Raw genomic sequence first — 17,223 nt, forward strand, 5'->3', positions numbered from 1 at the left:
GTGTCGAGAGTAGTGTCGGGCACTACTCTGAGCACACGTGATTCCGGGAGGCCAGATGGATGTGCTCCGCGCAGTCGCCGCTGCGCCCTCGCGCACGGTCCGTCCTTCCGACCTCGCGCCGTTCTACACGAACCCGCGTGCGGGGGTGCAGGACCTCGAGCGCCGCGGCTGGCTGCACCGCCTCGCCTACGGGTACTACTGCGGTGTGCCGCTGGACGCGGACCCCGCCACCTGGCGTCCGTCGCTCGAGGCGGCGGCCGCAGCGGTCGCGCGCACCCCGGCCGAGGTGGACGAGCCCGTCCTGATGGGACTGACGGCCGCCCGCGTGCACGGCGCCGTGCCGCGGGCGCTCGGTACCGCCTGGGTGGCGGTGACCGCGGCCCGTCGTCCCCTGCGCCTGGCCGACCGCGACGCGGAGGTCCGGTTCGTGCGGCGATCGGTCGCGACGCTCGACGCCGAACGCGTCGTGCTCGACCTCGGAGCGGTCCTGGTCACGACGCCGGAGCAGACGCTGCTCGACCTGGCCCGCCCCGCCACGGCCGATCCGGAGCACGTCGCGGTGGCCAGGGCGCTGTCGCCGCTCGCGGACCAGGCCGTCCTGGCTGACCTCGCCACCCGGACGCGTGCGGGTGCGGCGCTCGACCGGGTGCGGCGGTGGGTGTCGTGACGCTGGTCGCCGAGCTGAGCGCCGTCGCGGTGCGGTTCGGGGCAGATCAGGTCCAGGTCGACCGCGACCACCTCATCTCCCACGTCCTCGCGGCTCTCGGCGCGCTGGACCCGGACACCATCACGTTCTTCGGCGGCACCGCTCTGTCCCGCACGTTCCTGCCCGACGGGAGGTTGAGCGAGGACATCGACCTCCTCGCGCGGTCCGGCCGCGGCGAGGCGGCCCGCCTCGTGACGGCGGCGGTGGGACGCGCGCTGCTCCGTTCGCACGGCCGAGTGACGTGGTCGCCGCCGTTGGCCGAGGCGGGCGGATCACGAGCGGCCCTGCTCTCCGTCCCCACCGGCGCGAGCATCCGCGTGCAGCTGCTCGACGGCGCCGGCTACCCGTGGCCGACCGAGGTCCGCGACATCGAGCAGCGGTACTCGGACGTGGCGCCGACGCGGCTCCGGACCTTGACAGCGCCGGCCTTCGCGGCGGCGAAGCTCGCGGCGTGGATCGACCGCGGGGCGTCGCGCGATCTCTGGGACCTGGCGCGGCTCGCCGCGCAGGGCAGAGTCGACCGCAAGGCCGCGGCGCTGTTCCGGCGGTTCGGCCCGTTCGGCGGTGCGCCCGGTCCGTGGGTCTTCGCGATGCCCCCTGACCCGGACCGGTGGCGGACGGACCTGGCGCACCAGACACGCCTCGACCTGGGGCCCGAGGCGGCGCTCGATGCCGTCCGATCTGCCTGGGACCGAGCCTTCGCGGCCGGCTGAGCGCGCGCGCCGCGCCCCGTTCCGCCAGGCTGGCCCGGAGCGGACGAGCTGAGGAAGGGGTGGTCGGCGTGCCGGAGCGGCGCCGCCGCGGGACGTCGGCGGGCGGGGGCACCGCGCCCGCGCGCGGGCTCGAGACGTACCGGTCGATGCGCGACTTCGACCGCACCGCCGAGCCTGCGGGGGCCGCGACGCCCGCACCGACGGCGCCCGGCGCGCCCCGGCGGTTCGTGGTGCAGCGGCACCGCGCCCGGCGGCTCCACTACGACGTGCGGTTCGAGGTCGACGGGGTCCTGGTGTCCTGGGCGGTGCCGCGGGGTCCGACGCTCGACCCGGACGCGCGGCGGATGGCCGTGCACGTGGAGGACCACCCGCTGGAGTACGAGGACTTCGAGGGCGTGATCCCCGCGGGCGAGTACGGCGGCGGGGACGTCATCGTGTGGGACCGCGGCACCTGGGAGCCGCACGGCACGGACGACCCGGCCGCGACGATCGCCGCGGGCGAGCTGCACGCCGACGTGCACGGCGAGAAGCTGCGCGGCCGGCTGGTGCTGGTGCGCCGCGGCGGGCCGGGGGCGGACGGCAAGGAGCAGTGGATCCTCGTCCACAAGCACGACGAGCACGCGGTGAAGGGCTGGGACGCGGAGGACCACCCGCGGTCGGTGCTGAGCGGCCGGACCAACGACGAGGTGAAGGCCGACCCGGACCGGCTGTGGCGCTCCGACCTCCCGGCGGCGGAGGCGTCCGTCGACCTGCGCGCCCCGCAGGTGGACCCGCCGACCGACGACGAGCTGGCCGCGCTCGACGACCTCGGGCCGAACGGCGGGACCTGGGACGTGCACGGCCGGCGGCTCAAGGTGACCAACCTCGACAAGGTGCTGTTCCCGGCGCGCGACGGGGGGGAGCCCGTGACGAAGCGCGAGCTGCTCCGGTACGCCGCGCGGATCGCGCCGGTGGTGCTGCCGTACCTGCACGGCCGCGCGCTCAACATGCACCGGTTCCCGCAGGGCGCCGGCACCGCGGGCTTCTGGCACAAGGAGCTGCCGACGCACGCGCCGGACTGGTTGCCCCGCTGGGACAACCCCGAGGCCGACTCCGGCGACAGCCGCACCTACCTCGTCGTCGACGAGCCGGCGGCGCTGATCTGGGCGGCGAACTTCGGGGCGCTGGAGTGGCACGCCTGGACGTCGCGCACCGACGCGCCCCGGAGCCCGACGTACGCGCTGGTCGACCTCGACCCGGGGCCGTCCACCGCGTGGGAGGACGTGCTGCTGCTCGCCCGGCTGCACCGCGACGCGTTCGAGCACCTCGGCGTGCGCGCGGTGCCGAAGGTGACCGGGCAGCGCGGCATCCAGATCTGGATCCCGATCGCGACCGGCCCGTCGTTCGACGACACCCGCGCGTGGGTCGAACGGGTGTCGCGGACCGTCGGCGCGGTGGTGCCCGACCTGGTGAGCTGGAAGTGGGAGGTCAAGGCCCGCGGCGGGCAGGCGCGGCTCGACTACACGCAGAACGCGATCAACAAGACGCTGGTGGCGCCGTACAGCCCGCGCGCCCGGGCGGGGGCGCCGGTGTCGGCGCCGATCACCTGGGACGAGCTCGACGAGCCGTGGCTGCGGCCGGACGCGTTCACGATCCGCACGGTGCTCGACCGCGTGGCGGAGCGGGGGGACCCGTTCCGGGCGCTGCTCGGGCCGGGACAGGTGCTGCCGCGGCTGGCGTGAGCGCGGGGCGTCCGGGGGACGCGCGGCCGCCCCGCAGGGGTGCGCCGGCCGTCGCGAATGCCGTCCGCGGGCAGGCCGGGGCGCCGAGCTCGGCGGAACGCGACGAGGTCGCCACTCGTGAGTGACGACCTCGTGCGGGGGTGACGACCTCGGCGCCCGGGCCGCGGCGGTGCGGGCCGGGGCGGGACCGGCGGGTCGGGGGCGGCGGGTCAGTGCCGGCGGCGGGCCGCAGCGAGGGCCGCGAGCGGGCGGCGGTGCCGCGGCCGGCGTCCGGGGTCGTCGCCCCGGGCGGCCTGCGAGCGCCGGTGCTCGAGCCGGTGCTCGAGCTCGCGCTCCTGCTGGCGGTACACGACGAGGAACAGGTCGGGGTGCACGGGGTCCTCCTGCACGGTCTGGGTGGCGGGTCGCGCCACCGGCTGGGTCGCCGCGGGGGAGGCGGTCGCGTCCTCGCGGCCCGTGGACCGGGGGTGGTGGTCCACGGGTCCATCCTCTCGTGCGCCGACCCCGACGAGCCCGCTGACCTGCGGATGGATCACCCGTCCGCGCGACGGGCCGCCTCGGTGCGGCGGGGTGCGGAAGGGACCTGGGTCCCGGTTCCCGGGTGAGGTCGGGCCCGACCCGCGCCGGCGTCAGCCCGCGGCACCCGCCGGTGCCGCCAGCGCCCGCACCGTGTCGATCGTGTCCGCCTCCGCCGCGGGCTTGTCGTCGCGGTACCGCAGGACCCGCGCGAACCGCAGCGCCAGCCCGCCGGGGTACCGGGTGGACCGCTGCACGCCGTCGAACGCGATCTCCACCACCTGCTCGGGCCGCAGCGTCACGGTCCAGCCGTCGTCGGCGACCTCGAGCTCCCGGAACCGCGCGGTCTGCCAGGCGAGCATCTCGTCCGTCATGCCCTTGAACGTCTTGCCGAGCATGACGAACCCGCCGTCGCCGTCCCGCGCGCCGAGGTGGATGTTGGACAGGGAGCCGACCCTGCGGCCGGAGCCGCGCTCGACGGCCAGCACGACCAGGTCGAGCGTGTGCCGCGGCTTGACCTTGACCCAGGCGCCACCGCGCCGGCCCGCCTCGTAGGGCGCGGCGGCGTCCTTGACGATCACGCCCTCCTGCCCGGCGGCGACCCAGCCGGCGAACGCCTCCTGCGCGACGTCGGGGTCCGCGGTGACGACCCGCTCGACGGCGTGGTCCGGGGCGATCGCGTCGAGCACGGCCAGCCGGTCGGTCAGCGGCGCGTCGAGCAGGTCGACGCCGTCGCGGTGCAGGACGTCGAAGAAGTACGGCCGCAGGGCGGTGGTCGCGGCCAGCTCGGCGTCCCGGGTGGCGCTGCGCGCGGCGGTCTCCTGGAACGGGCGCGGGCGACCGTCGGGTCCGAGGGCCAGCGCCTCGCCGTCCAGGACGACCGCGCGGACCGGGAGGGCGCGGGCGACCTCGACGACCTCGGGCACCCGGGCGGTGATGTCGTCGAGGCTGCGGGTGTAGACGTGCACCTCGTCGCCGTCGCGGTGCACCTGGATCCGGATGCCGTCGAGCTTGGCGTCGACGACGACCGCGCGGCCGTCGAAGCCGGCGACCGCCGCGGGGACGTCGGGCGCGGAGGCGGCGAGCATCGGCCGCACCGGGCGGCCGACCGCCAGGCCGAACGCGTCCAGGGCGGCCCGCGCCGCCTCGGGGGTCGGTGCCGCGAGGGCCGCCTCGGCGACCGGCTCGCTCGCCCCCGCCAGCATCGCGGCCCGCCGGACGGCCGCCACCGGCACGCCCGCGGCCTCGGCGACCGCGTCCAGCAGCAGCGCGTCGAGCGCGCCCTGGCGCACCTCGCCGGCGACGAGGCCCGCGAGGAACCGCTGCTCGTCGGCGGTGGCCGCGCCGAACAGCTCCGCCGCGAGCGCGGACCGCGCGCCGGCGGAGCCCGGGCCGGACAGCCCGGCCATGCGCTCGAAGGTCGCGTCCACGGCGAGGACGTCGAGGGACGGCTCGGCCGCGGGCGGCGGCAGGTCGCGCAGGGACCGCCAGCCCAGACCGGTGCGGCGCTGCCGGAGCTCGCCCGCGAGGTACCGCGCGACGACGGGCACCTCGTCCGGGCCGGTGCGGCGCAGCAGGTCGACGAGCAGCGCCCGCTTGGCGAGGCGCGAGCGGGTCGCGGCCAGGCCCGCGCTGGTGGCGGCGACGTCGGCGAGCAGCACGTCCGTCATCCTGCCGCCGACCACCGACACCCGCGAGCCCGGCTCACTCCGGGGACAGGGCGCCCCGGGTGAGCCGGACCTCCTCCGCGTCGAGCTGGGCCTGCACCTCGCGCAGCACGATGTCGTCGATCGTCCGCTCGTCGCGCAGCCGCACCACCGCTGCGCGCTTGTGCGCGAGCACCGCCAGCCGGAGCGCGTCGAAGTCGGCCTCGCGCGGGCGGCCGTCGTCGGCGGGCCCGTCGCCGGCCTCCGCCAGCGCCTCCGCGTGCATCCGGTACTCCGCCTCGAGCTTGGTGACGACCTTGCCGTTCAGCCCGAGCCGCGCCGCCTCGACCGGGAGGGCGTCCAGCGCGGCGCGGGTCGCGACCTTCTCCGCGTGGTGCCGCTCGCTCTCGATGCCGTCGTCGACGGGGAGCCGGGCCCAGCGGACGACGGCCGGCAGCGTGAGCCCCTGGACCAGCAGCGTCGCCAGGATCACGCCGCCGGTGATGAAGATGATGACGTCCCGCCCGGGGAACGGTGCACCGTCCCCCGTGGTCTCGGGCACGCCCAGCGCCGCGGCCAGCGACACCGCCCCGCGGAACCCCGCCCAGGCCCCGGGCATCCGGTGCCGCCAGGACACGCGCCGGGTGCGCTGCACCGGGCGGCGGTCGAGCGCGCGGACGACGTAGGGCGTGGTGTGGAACCACAGCATCCGGGCGCCGATCACCGCGCCGAACGCGGCGGCGGTCCAGCCCACGGCCTCGGCGAGCCGCGCGGAGGTCAGGCCGTCGGCGGCGGTGACGAGCTGCATGCCGACCAGCACGAACAGCGCGCCGTTGAGCACGTGGCTGACGACCGCCCAGAACGACTGCGACTGCACCCGGGCGGCGGCGGGGATGAGGCGCGGCCCGCTCTGGCTGATGAGCAGGCCGGCGACGACCACGGCGAGGACGCCGGACGCCTCCACGAGCTCGGCGAGGAGGAACGCGGCGAACGGGGTCAGCACGCTGATCACGCTCTGCTGGATCGCCTCGTGCATCCGCTCGCGCAGCTGGACCGCCAGCCACCACACCACCACCCCCGCGGCCGCGCCGCCGAGGTAGGAGATCGTGAACCGCCCCGCCAGGTAGCCGCCCGTGACCGGCTCGGCGACGGCGTGCACCGCGATCGCGTAGATGACCAGAGCGGTGCCGTCGTTGACCAGGCTCTCCGCGCGCAGGGTGGTGAGGGTGCGGCGCGGCATGCCGCGGGCGACGCCGGCGACGGCGGTGGCGTCGGTGGGTGCGAGCACGCCGCCGAGGATCCACGCCGGGCCCCACGGCATCCCGAGGGCGTGCAGCACGACGGCGACCACACCCGCGGTGACCACCACGAGCAGCACGCTGGACAGCACGATCACCCGCAGGTTCGCGCGGATCTCGCGCAGCGACGTCGTCAGGCTCTCCCAGTAGAGCAGCGCGGGCAGCACCACCAGCAGCACCAGCTCCGGCGGCACGGTGAGCCCGCGGAACGCGGGGAGGAACCCGAGGCCGATCCCGAGCACGAGCAGGACCAGCGGCGGCGCGACGCCGAGCCGGCGCCCGAGGGCCGTTCCGGCCAGGAGCGCGAGCAGCACGACGACGATGAGCTCCAGCGTGAGCACGGTGCCTCCTGCGGCGCGGGCGGCCGGTCGTCGAGGGGGCGGCCGGGCGGGACGGCACGAGGATGCTCGCGCCGCCCCGACCCGGCAAGAGGGACCCGGCAAGAGGGAACGGCTCAGCCGGCCCCGGCCCCGGCTCCCGCGCCGGCCCCGGCTCCCGCGGCCCCGGCTCCCGCCCCGGCGCCGACACCTGCGCCCGCGCCCGCCCCGACGGCCACCGCGGGCGCCGCGCCGCCCACGGGCGGCAGCACGCCCGTGGTCGCGAGCCGCCGGTACCAGTGCCCCGAGTCCTTCACGGTGCGCGCCATCGTCGCGTAGTCGACGTGCACGATCCCGAACCGGCGCTCGTACCCGTACGCCCACTCGAAGTTGTCCAGCAGCGACCACGCGAAGTAGCCCCGGACGTCCGCCCCGGCGTCCAGCGCCGCGCCGACCGCCTCGACGTGCGCGTGCAGGTAGGCCACCCGGTCGGCGTCGTGCACGCCCCCGTCCGGCGCGACGACGTCGGGGTAGGCCGCCCCGTTCTCGGTGACGTGCAGCGGGAGGTCCGGGCGGCGGCGGTGCAGGTCGACCAGCAGCTCGGTCAGCCCCGACGGGTCGACCACCCAGCCCATCGCGGTCCGCGGGCCCGGCTGGTGCCGCCAGCGGACACCCTCGACGAGGTTGGCGGGCGGCCGGGTCGCGCCCGCGGGCGAGGCCGCCTGCACGTCGGCCTCCCCGGCCGCGGCGTCCCCGGTCCCGGGCGCCGGCCCGGTCCCGGCCGTGTCCGCGCCGACCAGCGCGGTCGTGTAGTAGTTCACCCCGAGCGCGTCCAGCCGTGTCCGGATCAGCTCCAGGTCCCCGTCGCGCACGAACGACCAGTCGGTGAGGTGCGCGGTCTCCGCGACGACCTCCTCCGGGTACGCGCCGTCGAGCAGCGGCCCGAGGAACACCTCGTTCGCCACCCGGTCCAGCCGCGCCTTCGCCGCCGCGTCCGCGGGCGCCGCCGACGAGGCCCGGTTCACCTGGAGGTTCAGCGTGATCGACACCGGCGCCGCGTCACCCGCGGCGGCGCGCACCGCGCGGGCGCCGAGCCCGTGCGCGAGGTTGAGCGTGTGCACCGCGGCCAGCGCCCGGGCGGGGTCCTGCACGCCCGGGGCGTGCTCGCCGGACGCGTACCCGAGGTAGGCGGAGCACCACGGCTCGTTGAGCGTGGTCCACAGCGCGACGCGGTCGCCGAGCGCGCCCGCGACGAGGCCCGCGTAGTCGGCGAACCGCCAGGCGGTGTCCCGCGCGGGCCAGCCGCCGGCGTCCTCCAGCGCCTGGGGCAGGTCCCAGTGGTAGAGCGTGACGACCGGGTCGATGCCGTGCGCCAGCAGGGTGTCGGCCAGCCGCCGGTAGAAGTCCAGCCCGGCGGGGTTCGCCGGCCCCCGCCCGGTCGGCTGCACGCGGGGCCACGCGACCGAGAACCGGTAGGCACCGAGCCCGAGGTCGGCCATCAGCGCGACGTCGTCCGCGAACCGGCGGTAGTGGTCGGTGCCGAGGTCGCCGGTGTGGCCGCCGAGCACGGCGCCGGGCGTCCGGGAGAAGGTGTCCCAGATCGACGGGCCGCGGCCGTCCGCGTCCGTCGCGCCCTCCACCTGGTACGCGGCCGTGGCCGCGCCCCAGACGAACCCGTCGGGGAACCGGCGCGCGCCGCTCACCGGGCCGCCTCGAGGTCGGCCTCGAGGTCGGCCTCGCGGTCGGGCTCGCCCGCGAGCGGCACGCCGGCGAGCGGCACGCCCCGCAGGTCGTTCGCCGACCGCAGCACCGGCGCGGACGTCAGGTCGGCCAGGTCGAGCACGGCGTCCGTCGTCACGTGGAACGTCGCCCGCTCGCCCGCCAGCAGCGTGACCAGCGCGTCGTCGACGAGCGCGTCCGCCGCGAGCCGGTCGGCGTGCAGCGTGACGTCGGCCGCGTAGGACCGGGCGACGACCTCGACCCGGTAGCCGCCGGGCTCGCGCGCCGCGGTGGCCCGCACCGCCCCCGGGTCGAGCCGCAGGTCGACGTCCTCCACGAAGGTGTGCGTCGCCCGCCGCTCGGAGCCGCCGTCCGGCAGCCGCGCCGCCAGCACCTCGCCCGCCGGGTCGCGGGGCGTGGCGAGGTCCGCCGGCAGCGGCACGACCGCCACCGACCGCGGCTCGACCGCCACAGGCACGCCCGCCGCCGCGGCCGTCACGCCGCCGAGCGTCTCCCGGCGCAGGTGCGCGGTGCCGGCCCAGGGCTCGTCGGTGTCGTTGGTCGCGACCAGCACGACGCCGCCGTCGCGCTCGGCGAGGAACAGCGTGCGCGGGGCGCCGGCGGCGCGCAGCGCGTACCAGAGCGGCTTGGGCCGCTCGGCGGAGTCGACGGCGGCCCAGGACGTCACCGGCCAGCAGTCGTTGAGCTGCCAGACGATCCAGCCCGCGGTGCGCGGCCACCAGGCGCGGTAGTGCTCGACCGCGTGCCGGACGGCGCGGGCCTGGTTGAGCTGGGCCGCCCAGTGCCAGTCGGCGAAGTCGCGCGGGACGCCGAGGTGCGGGGCCATGCCGCGGTCGAGCTTGCCGTTGCCGTCCTCGGCCTTCTGGTGCACGAGGAACACCGGGTCCTCCTGCGGCAGGCGGGCGTCGGCGAGCGGGCCGCCGTCGACGGCGTGCACCCAGTCGACGAGCGTGCGCCAGGCCGGCGGGCCCTGGAACCCGAACTCCGAGCAGAACCGCGGGATCTCCGAGCGGTAGACCGTGTAGTCGACCCGGTTCCACACCTCCCACTGGTGGTGCGTGCCGCGGTCGGGGTCGTTGGGGTGCACGTCCTCGGGGTCGCGGCGCGGGGTGAACGGGCTGTTGGTGGCGTACGGGCGGGTCGGGTCGAGCTCCGCCAGCACGGCGGGGAACAGCTCCTCGGCGTACCACCGGCCCCAGGTCGCCTCCCCGAGCTGCGCCTTCCAGCCCCAGTCCTCGTGGCCCCAGACGTTCTCGTTGCCGCCGTTCCACAGCACCAGCGACGGGTGCGGCATCAGCCGGACGACGTTCTCCCGCGCCTCCGCCTCGATCTCGGAGCGCAGCGGCTCCTCCTCCGGGTACGCCGCGCAGGCGAGCAGGAAGTCCTGCCAGACCAGCAGGCCGCGCTCGTCGCACGCCTCGTAGAAGTCCTCGGACTCGTAGATCCCGCCGCCCCAGACCCGCAGCAGGTTGAGGTGCGCGTCGGCCGCCTGGTCGAGCCGGCGCGCCAGGCGCTCGCGCGTGATCCGGGTCAGGAAGTGGTCGTCGGGGATCCAGTTCGCCCCGCGCACGGCGACCGGGCGGCCGTTGACCACGAGCGTGAACCGGGTGCCGTGCTCGTCGTCGGCGGTGTCGAGGGTGACGGACCGGAAGCCGACCCGCCGGCGCCAGGTGTCCAGCGCCGCGCCGTCGCCGCCGTCGGCCGCCGTGAGCGTGACGTCCAGGTCGACCAGCGGCTGCTCGCCGTGCCCGACCGGCCACCACACCGGGGCGTCCGGGACCGCGAGCTCGACGGCCGCCGCGGAGTCGCCCGCCGGCACGGTCACGGAGGCCGACACCCCCAGCGCCGCCGCCCGGACGGTCAGCGCGGCGTCCGGCACCAGCCCCGACCGCTCCACGTCCACGTGCACCACCACCCGGCCGGTGCCGTCCGCGTCGAGCGTGACCAGCGGCCGCACCCGGGCGAGGCGGGCCACCGACCAGCGCTCGACCCGCACCGGCTTCCACAGCCCGGCGGTGCGCAGGTCCGGCCCCCAGTCCCAGCCGAACGAGCAGGCCATCTTGCGGACGAAGTTGTACGGCACCGGGCTGTACGCCGAGGGGCGGTCGCCCAGGGCGTCCCGCACCTCGTCGGCGTACGCGGTGGCGGACCGCAGGTCGACGGTCAGGGCGCGCGGGGCCCCGTCCGCCAGGTCCCGGACGTCGTACCGGTACGACCGGTGCATGTTCGCGGTCGTCCCGAGCACCCGCCCGCCGAGCGCCACGGTGCCCACGGTGTCGACGCCCTCCAGCACGAGGTCGACCCGCTCGCCGTCCGCGGCGGGCTCCAGCGCGAGCGCCCGCTCGTACCGCCAGTCCGTGCCGTGGAACCAGCGCACGGACTCCTCGTGCGCGTCCAGGTACGGGTCCGGGATGAGGCCGGCGGCCAGGAGGTCGGTGTGCACGGAGCCGGGCACCTCGGCGGCGAGGGCGCCCGCGGCGAGGACGGCGTCGGGCACGGGGCCGGCGGTGGCGGTGACGGTCCAGCCGTCGGCGAGGGTGTGGTGCTGCACGGGTGCTCCCGGGTGTCGCAGGGGTGGCTCAGGGTGGCGCAGGGGTGTCGCAGGTGTCAGCGGCGCTCGCGGACGACGCGCACGCCGCCCGCCGGCACGGTGGTGACGGGCCCGACCTCCGCGCCGGTCAGCAGGTCGGTCCCGGACGCGGTGGCCTTGCGGTCCGCGTCGGTGTGGTTGAGCAGGAACAGGTAGGAGGACCCGGCGCCGACGCGGCGGACCGCCTCGACGCCGGGGTCGGCCTCGGCGGTGCGCGGGAGCCCGGCCTCCTCGACGAGCAGGGCGGCGACCCGGTCGACGGCCGCGCGGGGCAGCGCCGCCCCGACGTACCAGGCGGCCCCGCCGTCGCCGACGGAGCGGCGGGTCACCGCCGGGCCGCCCGCCAGCGACGACGCCGCGTACCGGACGACCGCCTCGGCGCCGTCGAGCTCGACCCGCTCGGTCCAGTCCGCGACCTCGGTGCCGTCGTCCAGCCGGACGCGCTCGCCGGCCTGCAGCGGGTAGAACTCGTCGGTCCACGCGCCGAGCACGTCCTGCAGGGCGCCCAGCCCGGGCCGGACTCGGCCGGTCGGCTCGCAGACGCCGGACAGGTAGGTGACCAGCAGCGTCCCGCCGCGTTCCGGCACGGCGCGCAGCCGGTCCGCCTCCGCGTCGGACAGCACCTGCAGCGTCGGCACCAGCACCAGGTCGTAGCCGGCCAGATCGGTCCCGGGCGGCACGACGTCGCAGAGCACCTGCCGCTCCCACAGGGCGCGGTGCCAGGTGCGCAGCTCGCGCCCGTACCGCAGCGCCCGGTGCGGGGTCAGTCCGTGCTGCAGCGCCCAGCCGGCCGGGTCGTCGACGACCATCGCGGCGCGGGCGGGCTCGACCACGGTGCCCTGCACCTCCGCGAGGGCCCGCAGGTCGCGCCCCAGCGCGACGACCTCCCGCCAGATCCGGGACCGGGTCCCCGAGTGCGGCACCATCGCCGAGTGGAACTGCTCGGCCCCGGCGGTCGAGGCACGCCACTGGAAGAACAGCGCGCCGTCGGAGCCGCGCGCGACGTGGGCCAGGGCGTTGCGGGCGATCTCGCCGGGATCCTTGGCGCGGTTGCGCTGCTGCCAGGACGGCGCCCCGGTGGAGTGCTCCATGAGCAGCCACGGCCGACGCCCCGCGGACATGCCGCGCATCCGGTCCCCGGCGAACGCGAGGTCCTGCTCCCGGTCCGGGTCGTCCACCAGCGTGTAGTGGTCGTTCGCCACCACGGCGGTGTGCGGGGCCCAGGACGCGTAGTCGACGACCTGCGCGCCGGGGCCGACCATCATGTTCGTCGTGACGGGGGCGTCGGAGTGCCGCTCGAGCACCTCCTTCTCGGCGAGGTAGTGCGCGAGCAGCGCGTCCGAGGAGTACCGCTCGTAGTCGAGGTAGAGCCCGGGGTTCGGGGCACCGTGCTTCCCGCGCGGCGGCAGGATCTCGTCCCACGCGCCGAACCGGTGCCCCCACTGCGCCGTGCCCCACGCCGCGTTCACCGCGTCCAGGGACCCGTACCGCGCGCGCAGCCAGTCCCGGAACGCCGCGGCCGACACGTCGCAGTAGCACCGCGCGTTGCCGCCGCCGAGCTCGTTGCTCACGTGCCACAGCCGCACGGCGGGGTGCCGGCCGTACCGCTCCGCCAGCGCCTCGACGTACCGCAGGGCGTACCGCCGGAACACCGCGCTGCTCGGGCACCACGCCAGCCGGCCGCCGGGCGGCTGCTGGTACAGGTCGGCGTCGTACGGCAGCACCTCGGGGTGCGCGGTGTGCAGCCAGGACGGCGGCGCGGCGGTCGGCGTGGCGAGGTCGATCGCGATGCCGTGGGCGTGCAGCAGCGCGACCACCTCGTCGAACCAGGTCCAGTCGAAGACGCCGTCGGCGGTCTCGACCAGGCCCCAGGAGAACACCCCGAGGGTCACCAGGTTCACGCCGGCCTCGCGCATCAGGGCGACGTCCTCGTCCCAGACCGCGCGGGGCCACTGCTCGGGGTTGTAGTCGCCGCCGAACGCCAGGCCGTCGACCAGGTGGACCGGCGGAGGTGCGACGGCGGGCGGCGGCGGGACGACCGCGCTGACGAACTCAGGCACCGGCCCGCACCCCGTCCGCGGTCGCGGCGCGCGCGGCCGCCTCCGCCTCGTCGATCGGCACCCAGGCGCCGAGCCCGTGGTCGTAGCAGACGGAGTTGTCGATGCCGTCGCGCGTCACGGCGGTGTCGCCCTCGCGCCCGACGCTGCCGACCCGGTCCGGGTCGGGCGCGGCCATCGCGAGCAGCTTCGTGTAGTCGTGGTGCGGGTCGAGGATCACGGCGTCCGCCGGCCCGCGCTCCACCACCCGGCCGCGGTAGAGCACCAGGATCTCGTCGGAGAAGTGCCGCGCGGTCGCCAGGTCGTGCGTGATGTACAGGACCGCGAGGTTGTCCTCCCGCTGCAGCCGGCCGAGCAGGTTGAGCACGCCGAGCCGGATCGACACGTCGAGCATCGACACCGGCTCGTCGGCGATCAGCACCTGCGCGCCCGGGGCGAGCGCCCGGGCGATCGCGACGCGCTGCCGCTGCCCGCCGGACAGCTCGTGCGGGCGGCGCGCGGCCATGTCCTCGGCGGGGTGCAGGTTGACCCGCTCCAGCATCTCCAGCACCCGGGCGTGGGTGGACGCCGCGTCGTGGGTGCGGCGGTGGATCCGCAGCGGCCGGGCGACGTGGTGCTCGACGGAGTGGAACGGGTTCAGCGAGGCGAACGGGTCCTGGAACACCATCTGCACGTGCCGCTGGTACACCGAGCCCATCACAGGCGTCCGGTCGTCGAGCTGCACGTCGATCCGCCCGGCGGTCGGCTTCTCCATCCGGGTGAGCAGCTTGGCGATCGTCGACTTCCCGGAGCCCGACTCGCCGACCAGGGCGACGGTGCGCCGGGGCACCAGGTCGAACGACACCCGGTCGACCGCGCGCAGGGTGCTGCGGCGCAGGCCGGAGCGCAGGGCGTAGTCCTTCGTCAGGTTGGTGACGTGCACGCTGGTCATCAGGCCTCCTCGGGGTCGACGCCGTCGCGGATGAACGCGCCGCGCTCGCCGGACAGGCTCGGGAACGACCCGAGCAGCCGGCGGGTGTACGGGTGGGCGGGGGAGCGGTGCAGCCGCGTCGCGGTCTCCAGCTCGACGATCTCGCCGGCGAGCATCACCGCGATCCGGTCGCTGATCTCCAGCAGCAGCGGCAGGTCGTGGGTGATGAACACGACGGCGAAGTCGAGCTCGTCCCGGAGCCGGACGATCTCGCGCAGGATCTCCCGCTGCACCACGACGTCGAGGGCGGTGGTCGGCTCGTCCATGATCATGATCTGCGGCTCGAGCAGCATGGCCATCGCGATCATCACCCGCTGCCGCATCCCGCCGGACAGCTCGTGCGGGTAGGACCGCAGCCGGCCGGGGTCGACGCCGACCCGGGTCAGCACCTCGGCGGACCGCGCCCTGCGCTGGGTCCGCGACATCGAGGAGTGCGCCCGCAGGGTGTCGTCGAGCTGCGACCCGATCGTGCGGACCGGGTTGAGCGAGTTCATCGCGCCCTGGAACACCATCGACAGCTGCGACCAGCGGAACCGGCGCAGCGGCTCGTCGTCGAGGCCGAGCAGGTCGACGTCGCCGCCGTCCCGGTCGTGGAACACGACCGAGCCGGACGCGATCCGGGCCGGCGGCTGGTGCAGCCGGTTGATCGCGTACGCCAGGGTCGTCTTGCCGCAGCCGGACTCGCCGGCCAGGCCGAGGATCTCGCCGCGGCCGAGCTGCAGGCTCGCGCCCTTCACGGCGGTGACGGGCTCCTCGACGTCGTAGACGACAGTGAGGTCGGTGACGGTGAGGACGGGGCGGCGCGCGGGCGCCGCGGCGTGCGGCACCCGGTCGGTGAGCGTGGTCATCAGGCGGCCTTCCTGGCGACGCGGGCGGCCGCCTTCGCGCGGCGGCGGGCGGTGCGGGCGTTCTTCAGGCGCGGGTTGATGATCTCGTCGATCGAGAAGTTGACCAGGGACAGCCCCATGCCGAACAGCGCGATCACGAGGCCGGGCGGGACGAACCACCACCAGGCGCCGAGCGGGAGAGCGAAGCCGTTCTGCGCGTAGAACAGCATCGTGCCGAGGGTCGAGGCGTTCGAGGCGCCGAGGCCGAGGAACGACAGGCCCGCCTCGCCGAGGATCGCCGCGATCACCGCGTACACGAACTGCGACGCGAGCACCGGGAGCAGGTTCGGCAGGATCTCCACGCCGATGACCCGCCACGGCTTCTCGCCCGACAGCCGGGACGCGGCCACGTAGTCGCGCGAGCGCACCGACAGGGTCTGGGCGCGCAGCACCCGGGCCGAGGCCGCCCACGACGTCAGGGCGAGCACCACCGCGATGGTCCACAGCCCGCGGCTCTCCCGCGGCACGAAGCCCGAGATCACGATCACCAGCGGCAGGCCCGGGATCACCAGGAACACGTTCGACAGCAGGGAGAACCCCTCGTCCGCCGCGCCGCCCAGGTAGGCGCCGTAGATCCCGAAGAACGCCGACAGCAGCGTGGCGAGCACGCCGACCATGAGGCCGATCTGCAGCGAGCCGCGGGTCGCGTGCGCCAGCTGGGCCAGCACGTCCTGGCCCGTCTGGGTGGTGCCGAGCCAGTGCTCCGCCGACGGCGGGGCCAGGCCGACGTCGCTGATCGCGTCGGGGTCGCCGACCAGGTACGGGCCGACCACGCCGAGCAGCACCACCCCGGCGATCAGCACCAGGCCGGTGGCGAGCCACGGGGTCATGGTCGGCAGCAGCATCCGCCACGCGGGGCGGGCGCGGGTCCCCGCGGGGCGGGGCTCGGGCGTGGTGGTGGTCGGGGTGGTCTCGACGGGCCCGCCGGGCCCCTCGACGGCCACCTGCACGTCCGGTCCGATGTTCGTCATCGCCGGCTCCCCTCAGCCCTTCGCGCGGGTGCGCGGGTCGATGAGGCCGTACAGCAGGTCGACGACGAGGTTCGCGCCGAGCACGGCCAGGGTGATGAACAGGAACACGCCCTGCATGAGCGCGTAGTCGTTGTTGGTGACCGCGGCGAGCAGCCGGGACCCGATGCCGGGGTAGGAGAACACCTGCTCGGTGACCACGGACCCGGAGACGACGAAGCCGAGCGAGATGGCGAACCCGGCGACCGACGGCAGCACGGCGTTGCGCGCCGCGTAGTTCCGCATCACCTGCCCGTGCGGCAGGCCCTTGGCCCGCGCGGTGAGCACGTAGTCCTCGGACAGCGTGGAGACCATCATGTTGCGCATCCCGAGCAGCCAGCCGCCGATCGACGCGACCACGATGGTCAGCGCGGGGACGAAGCCGTACTCGATCGCCGAGCCGATGAACTCCGGCGACCAGCCGGGGTCGAGCACCACGTCGTAGCCGCCCTGCGACGGGAACCAGCCGAGCACCCGGGACAGCAGGTACACCAGCACGAGCGCGAGCCAGAAGTACGGCACCGCGGCGAGCAGCGTGGTGAGCGGCACCGCCGAGTCCAGCCAGGTGCCGGGCCGCCAGCCGACGAACGCGCCGAGCAGCACGCCGATGGTCGCCGCGAGCACCGTGGCGATGCCGACCAGGACCACGGTCCACGGCATCGACGTGCCGATGACCTCGCTCACCGGCGTCGGGAAGTAGGTGACCGAGACGCCGAGGTCGCCGTGCAGCAGGTTCGACAGGTACGTGCCGTACTGCTGCAGCAGGGAGTCGGTGGTGTCGCCGCCCAGCAGGGCGGAGTACGCCTCCCGCGTCTCCGGGGTGACCGTGCCGCCGCGCTGCTGGAGCTTGGCCAGCAGGATGTCGACCGGGTTGCCCGGGAGCAGGCGGGGGATGAGGAAGTTCAGGGTGACGGCGGCCCACAGGGCGACCGCGTAGAAGCCGAGCTTGCGCAGGACGTAGTTCACGTCGCGACCCTTCCGACGGCGGGGGAGACCGGGGCGGGACCGGGCCGGGCGGCTGCGCGGGTGGCGCGGGCCGCCCGGCCCGGGTCGCC

At 75.9% G+C, this 17,223-nt stretch carries 13 protein-coding genes; 3 read left to right on the top strand and 10 right to left on the bottom strand.

Annotated elements, in window-relative coordinates; genetic code table 11:
- Window positions 1-55 precede the first annotated feature (55 nt).
- The 3 genes from FS882_RS15710 to ligD all read left to right on the top strand — a co-directional run bounded on the left by FS882_RS15710 (window position 56) and on the right by ligD (window position 3,140).
- Window positions 56-667 (top strand): type IV toxin-antitoxin system AbiEi family antitoxin, encoded by a 612-nt coding sequence (locus tag FS882_RS15710; protein WP_158374342.1) that lies wholly within the window; start codon window positions 56-58, stop codon window positions 665-667.
- Window positions 655-1,419 (top strand): nucleotidyl transferase AbiEii/AbiGii toxin family protein, encoded by a 765-nt coding sequence (locus tag FS882_RS15715; RefSeq protein ID WP_158374344.1) that lies wholly within the window; start codon window positions 655-657, stop codon window positions 1,417-1,419. The genes FS882_RS15710 and FS882_RS15715 overlap by 13 nt, the downstream gene beginning before the upstream one ends.
- A 68-nt stretch (window positions 1,420-1,487) precedes the next feature.
- Window positions 1,488-3,140 carry a non-homologous end-joining DNA ligase gene (gene ligD, locus FS882_RS15720; protein ID WP_262348346.1) on the top strand — a complete coding sequence of 551 codons (1,653 nt, stop codon included), beginning with the start codon at window positions 1,488-1,490 and terminating at the stop codon, window positions 3,138-3,140.
- 209 nt (window positions 3,141-3,349) lie between these two features.
- On the opposite strand, the gene FS882_RS15725 is transcribed toward ligD, so the two are convergent.
- The 10 genes from FS882_RS15725 to FS882_RS15770 form a co-directional block, all read right to left on the bottom strand.
- Entirely contained in the window at window positions 3,350-3,619 is a 270-nt protein-coding gene (locus FS882_RS15725; RefSeq protein ID WP_158374346.1) for a hypothetical protein, read from the bottom strand.
- Window positions 3,620-3,769: 150 nt separating this feature from the next.
- The gene (locus tag FS882_RS15730; protein WP_158374348.1) at window positions 3,770-5,317 is read right to left on the bottom strand and encodes an ATP-dependent DNA ligase; all 1,548 of its coding nucleotides are present in this window, start codon (window positions 5,315-5,317) and stop codon (window positions 3,770-3,772) included.
- A gap of 43 nt (window positions 5,318-5,360) precedes the next feature.
- Complete coding sequence (locus FS882_RS15735) at window positions 5,361-6,941, bottom strand: Na+/H+ antiporter (protein ID WP_158374351.1); 1,581 nt, start codon at window positions 6,939-6,941, stop codon at window positions 5,361-5,363.
- A 113-nt stretch (window positions 6,942-7,054) separates the two neighbouring features.
- Window positions 7,055-8,620 (bottom strand): glycoside hydrolase family 1 protein, encoded by a 1,566-nt coding sequence (locus FS882_RS15740; protein ID WP_158374353.1) that lies wholly within the window; start codon window positions 8,618-8,620, stop codon window positions 7,055-7,057.
- Window positions 8,617-11,208, bottom strand: coding sequence for a glycosyl hydrolase 2 galactose-binding domain-containing protein (locus FS882_RS15745; protein WP_262348347.1), 2,592 nt, complete (start codon window positions 11,206-11,208; stop codon window positions 8,617-8,619). Before FS882_RS15745 ends, FS882_RS15740 begins: the two co-directional genes overlap by 4 nt.
- 56 nt (window positions 11,209-11,264) lie before the next feature.
- Window positions 11,265-13,307: a beta-galactosidase gene (locus FS882_RS15750; RefSeq protein ID WP_158374355.1), complete on the bottom strand. Its 2,043-nt coding sequence runs from the start codon at window positions 13,305-13,307 to the stop codon at window positions 11,265-11,267.
- A complete protein-coding gene (locus FS882_RS15755; RefSeq protein ID WP_158374358.1) occupies window positions 13,300-14,235 on the bottom strand; it encodes an ABC transporter ATP-binding protein in 936 nt (311 codons plus the stop codon). Before FS882_RS15755 ends, FS882_RS15750 begins: the two co-directional genes overlap by 8 nt.
- Window positions 14,235-15,122: an ABC transporter ATP-binding protein gene (locus tag FS882_RS15760; RefSeq protein WP_158374360.1), complete on the bottom strand. Its 888-nt coding sequence runs from the start codon at window positions 15,120-15,122 to the stop codon at window positions 14,235-14,237. Before FS882_RS15760 ends, FS882_RS15755 begins: the two co-directional genes overlap by 1 nt.
- The gene (locus FS882_RS15765; protein ID WP_262348348.1) at window positions 15,122-16,132 is read right to left on the bottom strand and encodes an ABC transporter permease; all 1,011 of its coding nucleotides are present in this window, start codon (window positions 16,130-16,132) and stop codon (window positions 15,122-15,124) included. The genes FS882_RS15760 and FS882_RS15765 overlap by 1 nt, the downstream gene beginning before the upstream one ends.
- 12 nt (window positions 16,133-16,144) lie before the next feature.
- Entirely contained in the window at window positions 16,145-17,134 is a 990-nt protein-coding gene (locus tag FS882_RS15770) for an ABC transporter permease (RefSeq protein ID WP_147794172.1), read from the bottom strand.
- Between the last annotated feature and the right edge of the window lie 89 nt (window positions 17,135-17,223).

It is taken from the genome of Cellulosimicrobium cellulans (genome assembly GCF_007679345.1).
In the GTDB taxonomy this organism is placed as follows: domain Bacteria; phylum Actinomycetota; class Actinomycetes; order Actinomycetales; family Cellulomonadaceae; genus Cellulomonas; species Cellulomonas cellulans_A.

Bases quoted from the DNA above. Each gene is read 5' to 3' on its own strand.
- FS882_RS15710 (WP_158374342.1), top strand. From the start codon at position 56: ATGGATGTGCTCCGCGCAGTCGCCGCTGCGCCCTCGCGCACGGTCCGT.
- FS882_RS15755 (WP_158374358.1), bottom strand. From the start codon at position 14,235: ATGACCAGCGTGCACGTCACCAACCTGACGAAGGACTACGCCCTGCGC.
- FS882_RS15760 (WP_158374360.1), bottom strand. From the start codon at position 15,122: ATGACCACGCTCACCGACCGGGTGCCGCACGCCGCGGCGCCCGCGCGC.
- FS882_RS15765 (WP_262348348.1), bottom strand. From the start codon at position 16,132: ATGACGAACATCGGACCGGACGTGCAGGTGGCCGTCGAGGGGCCCGGC.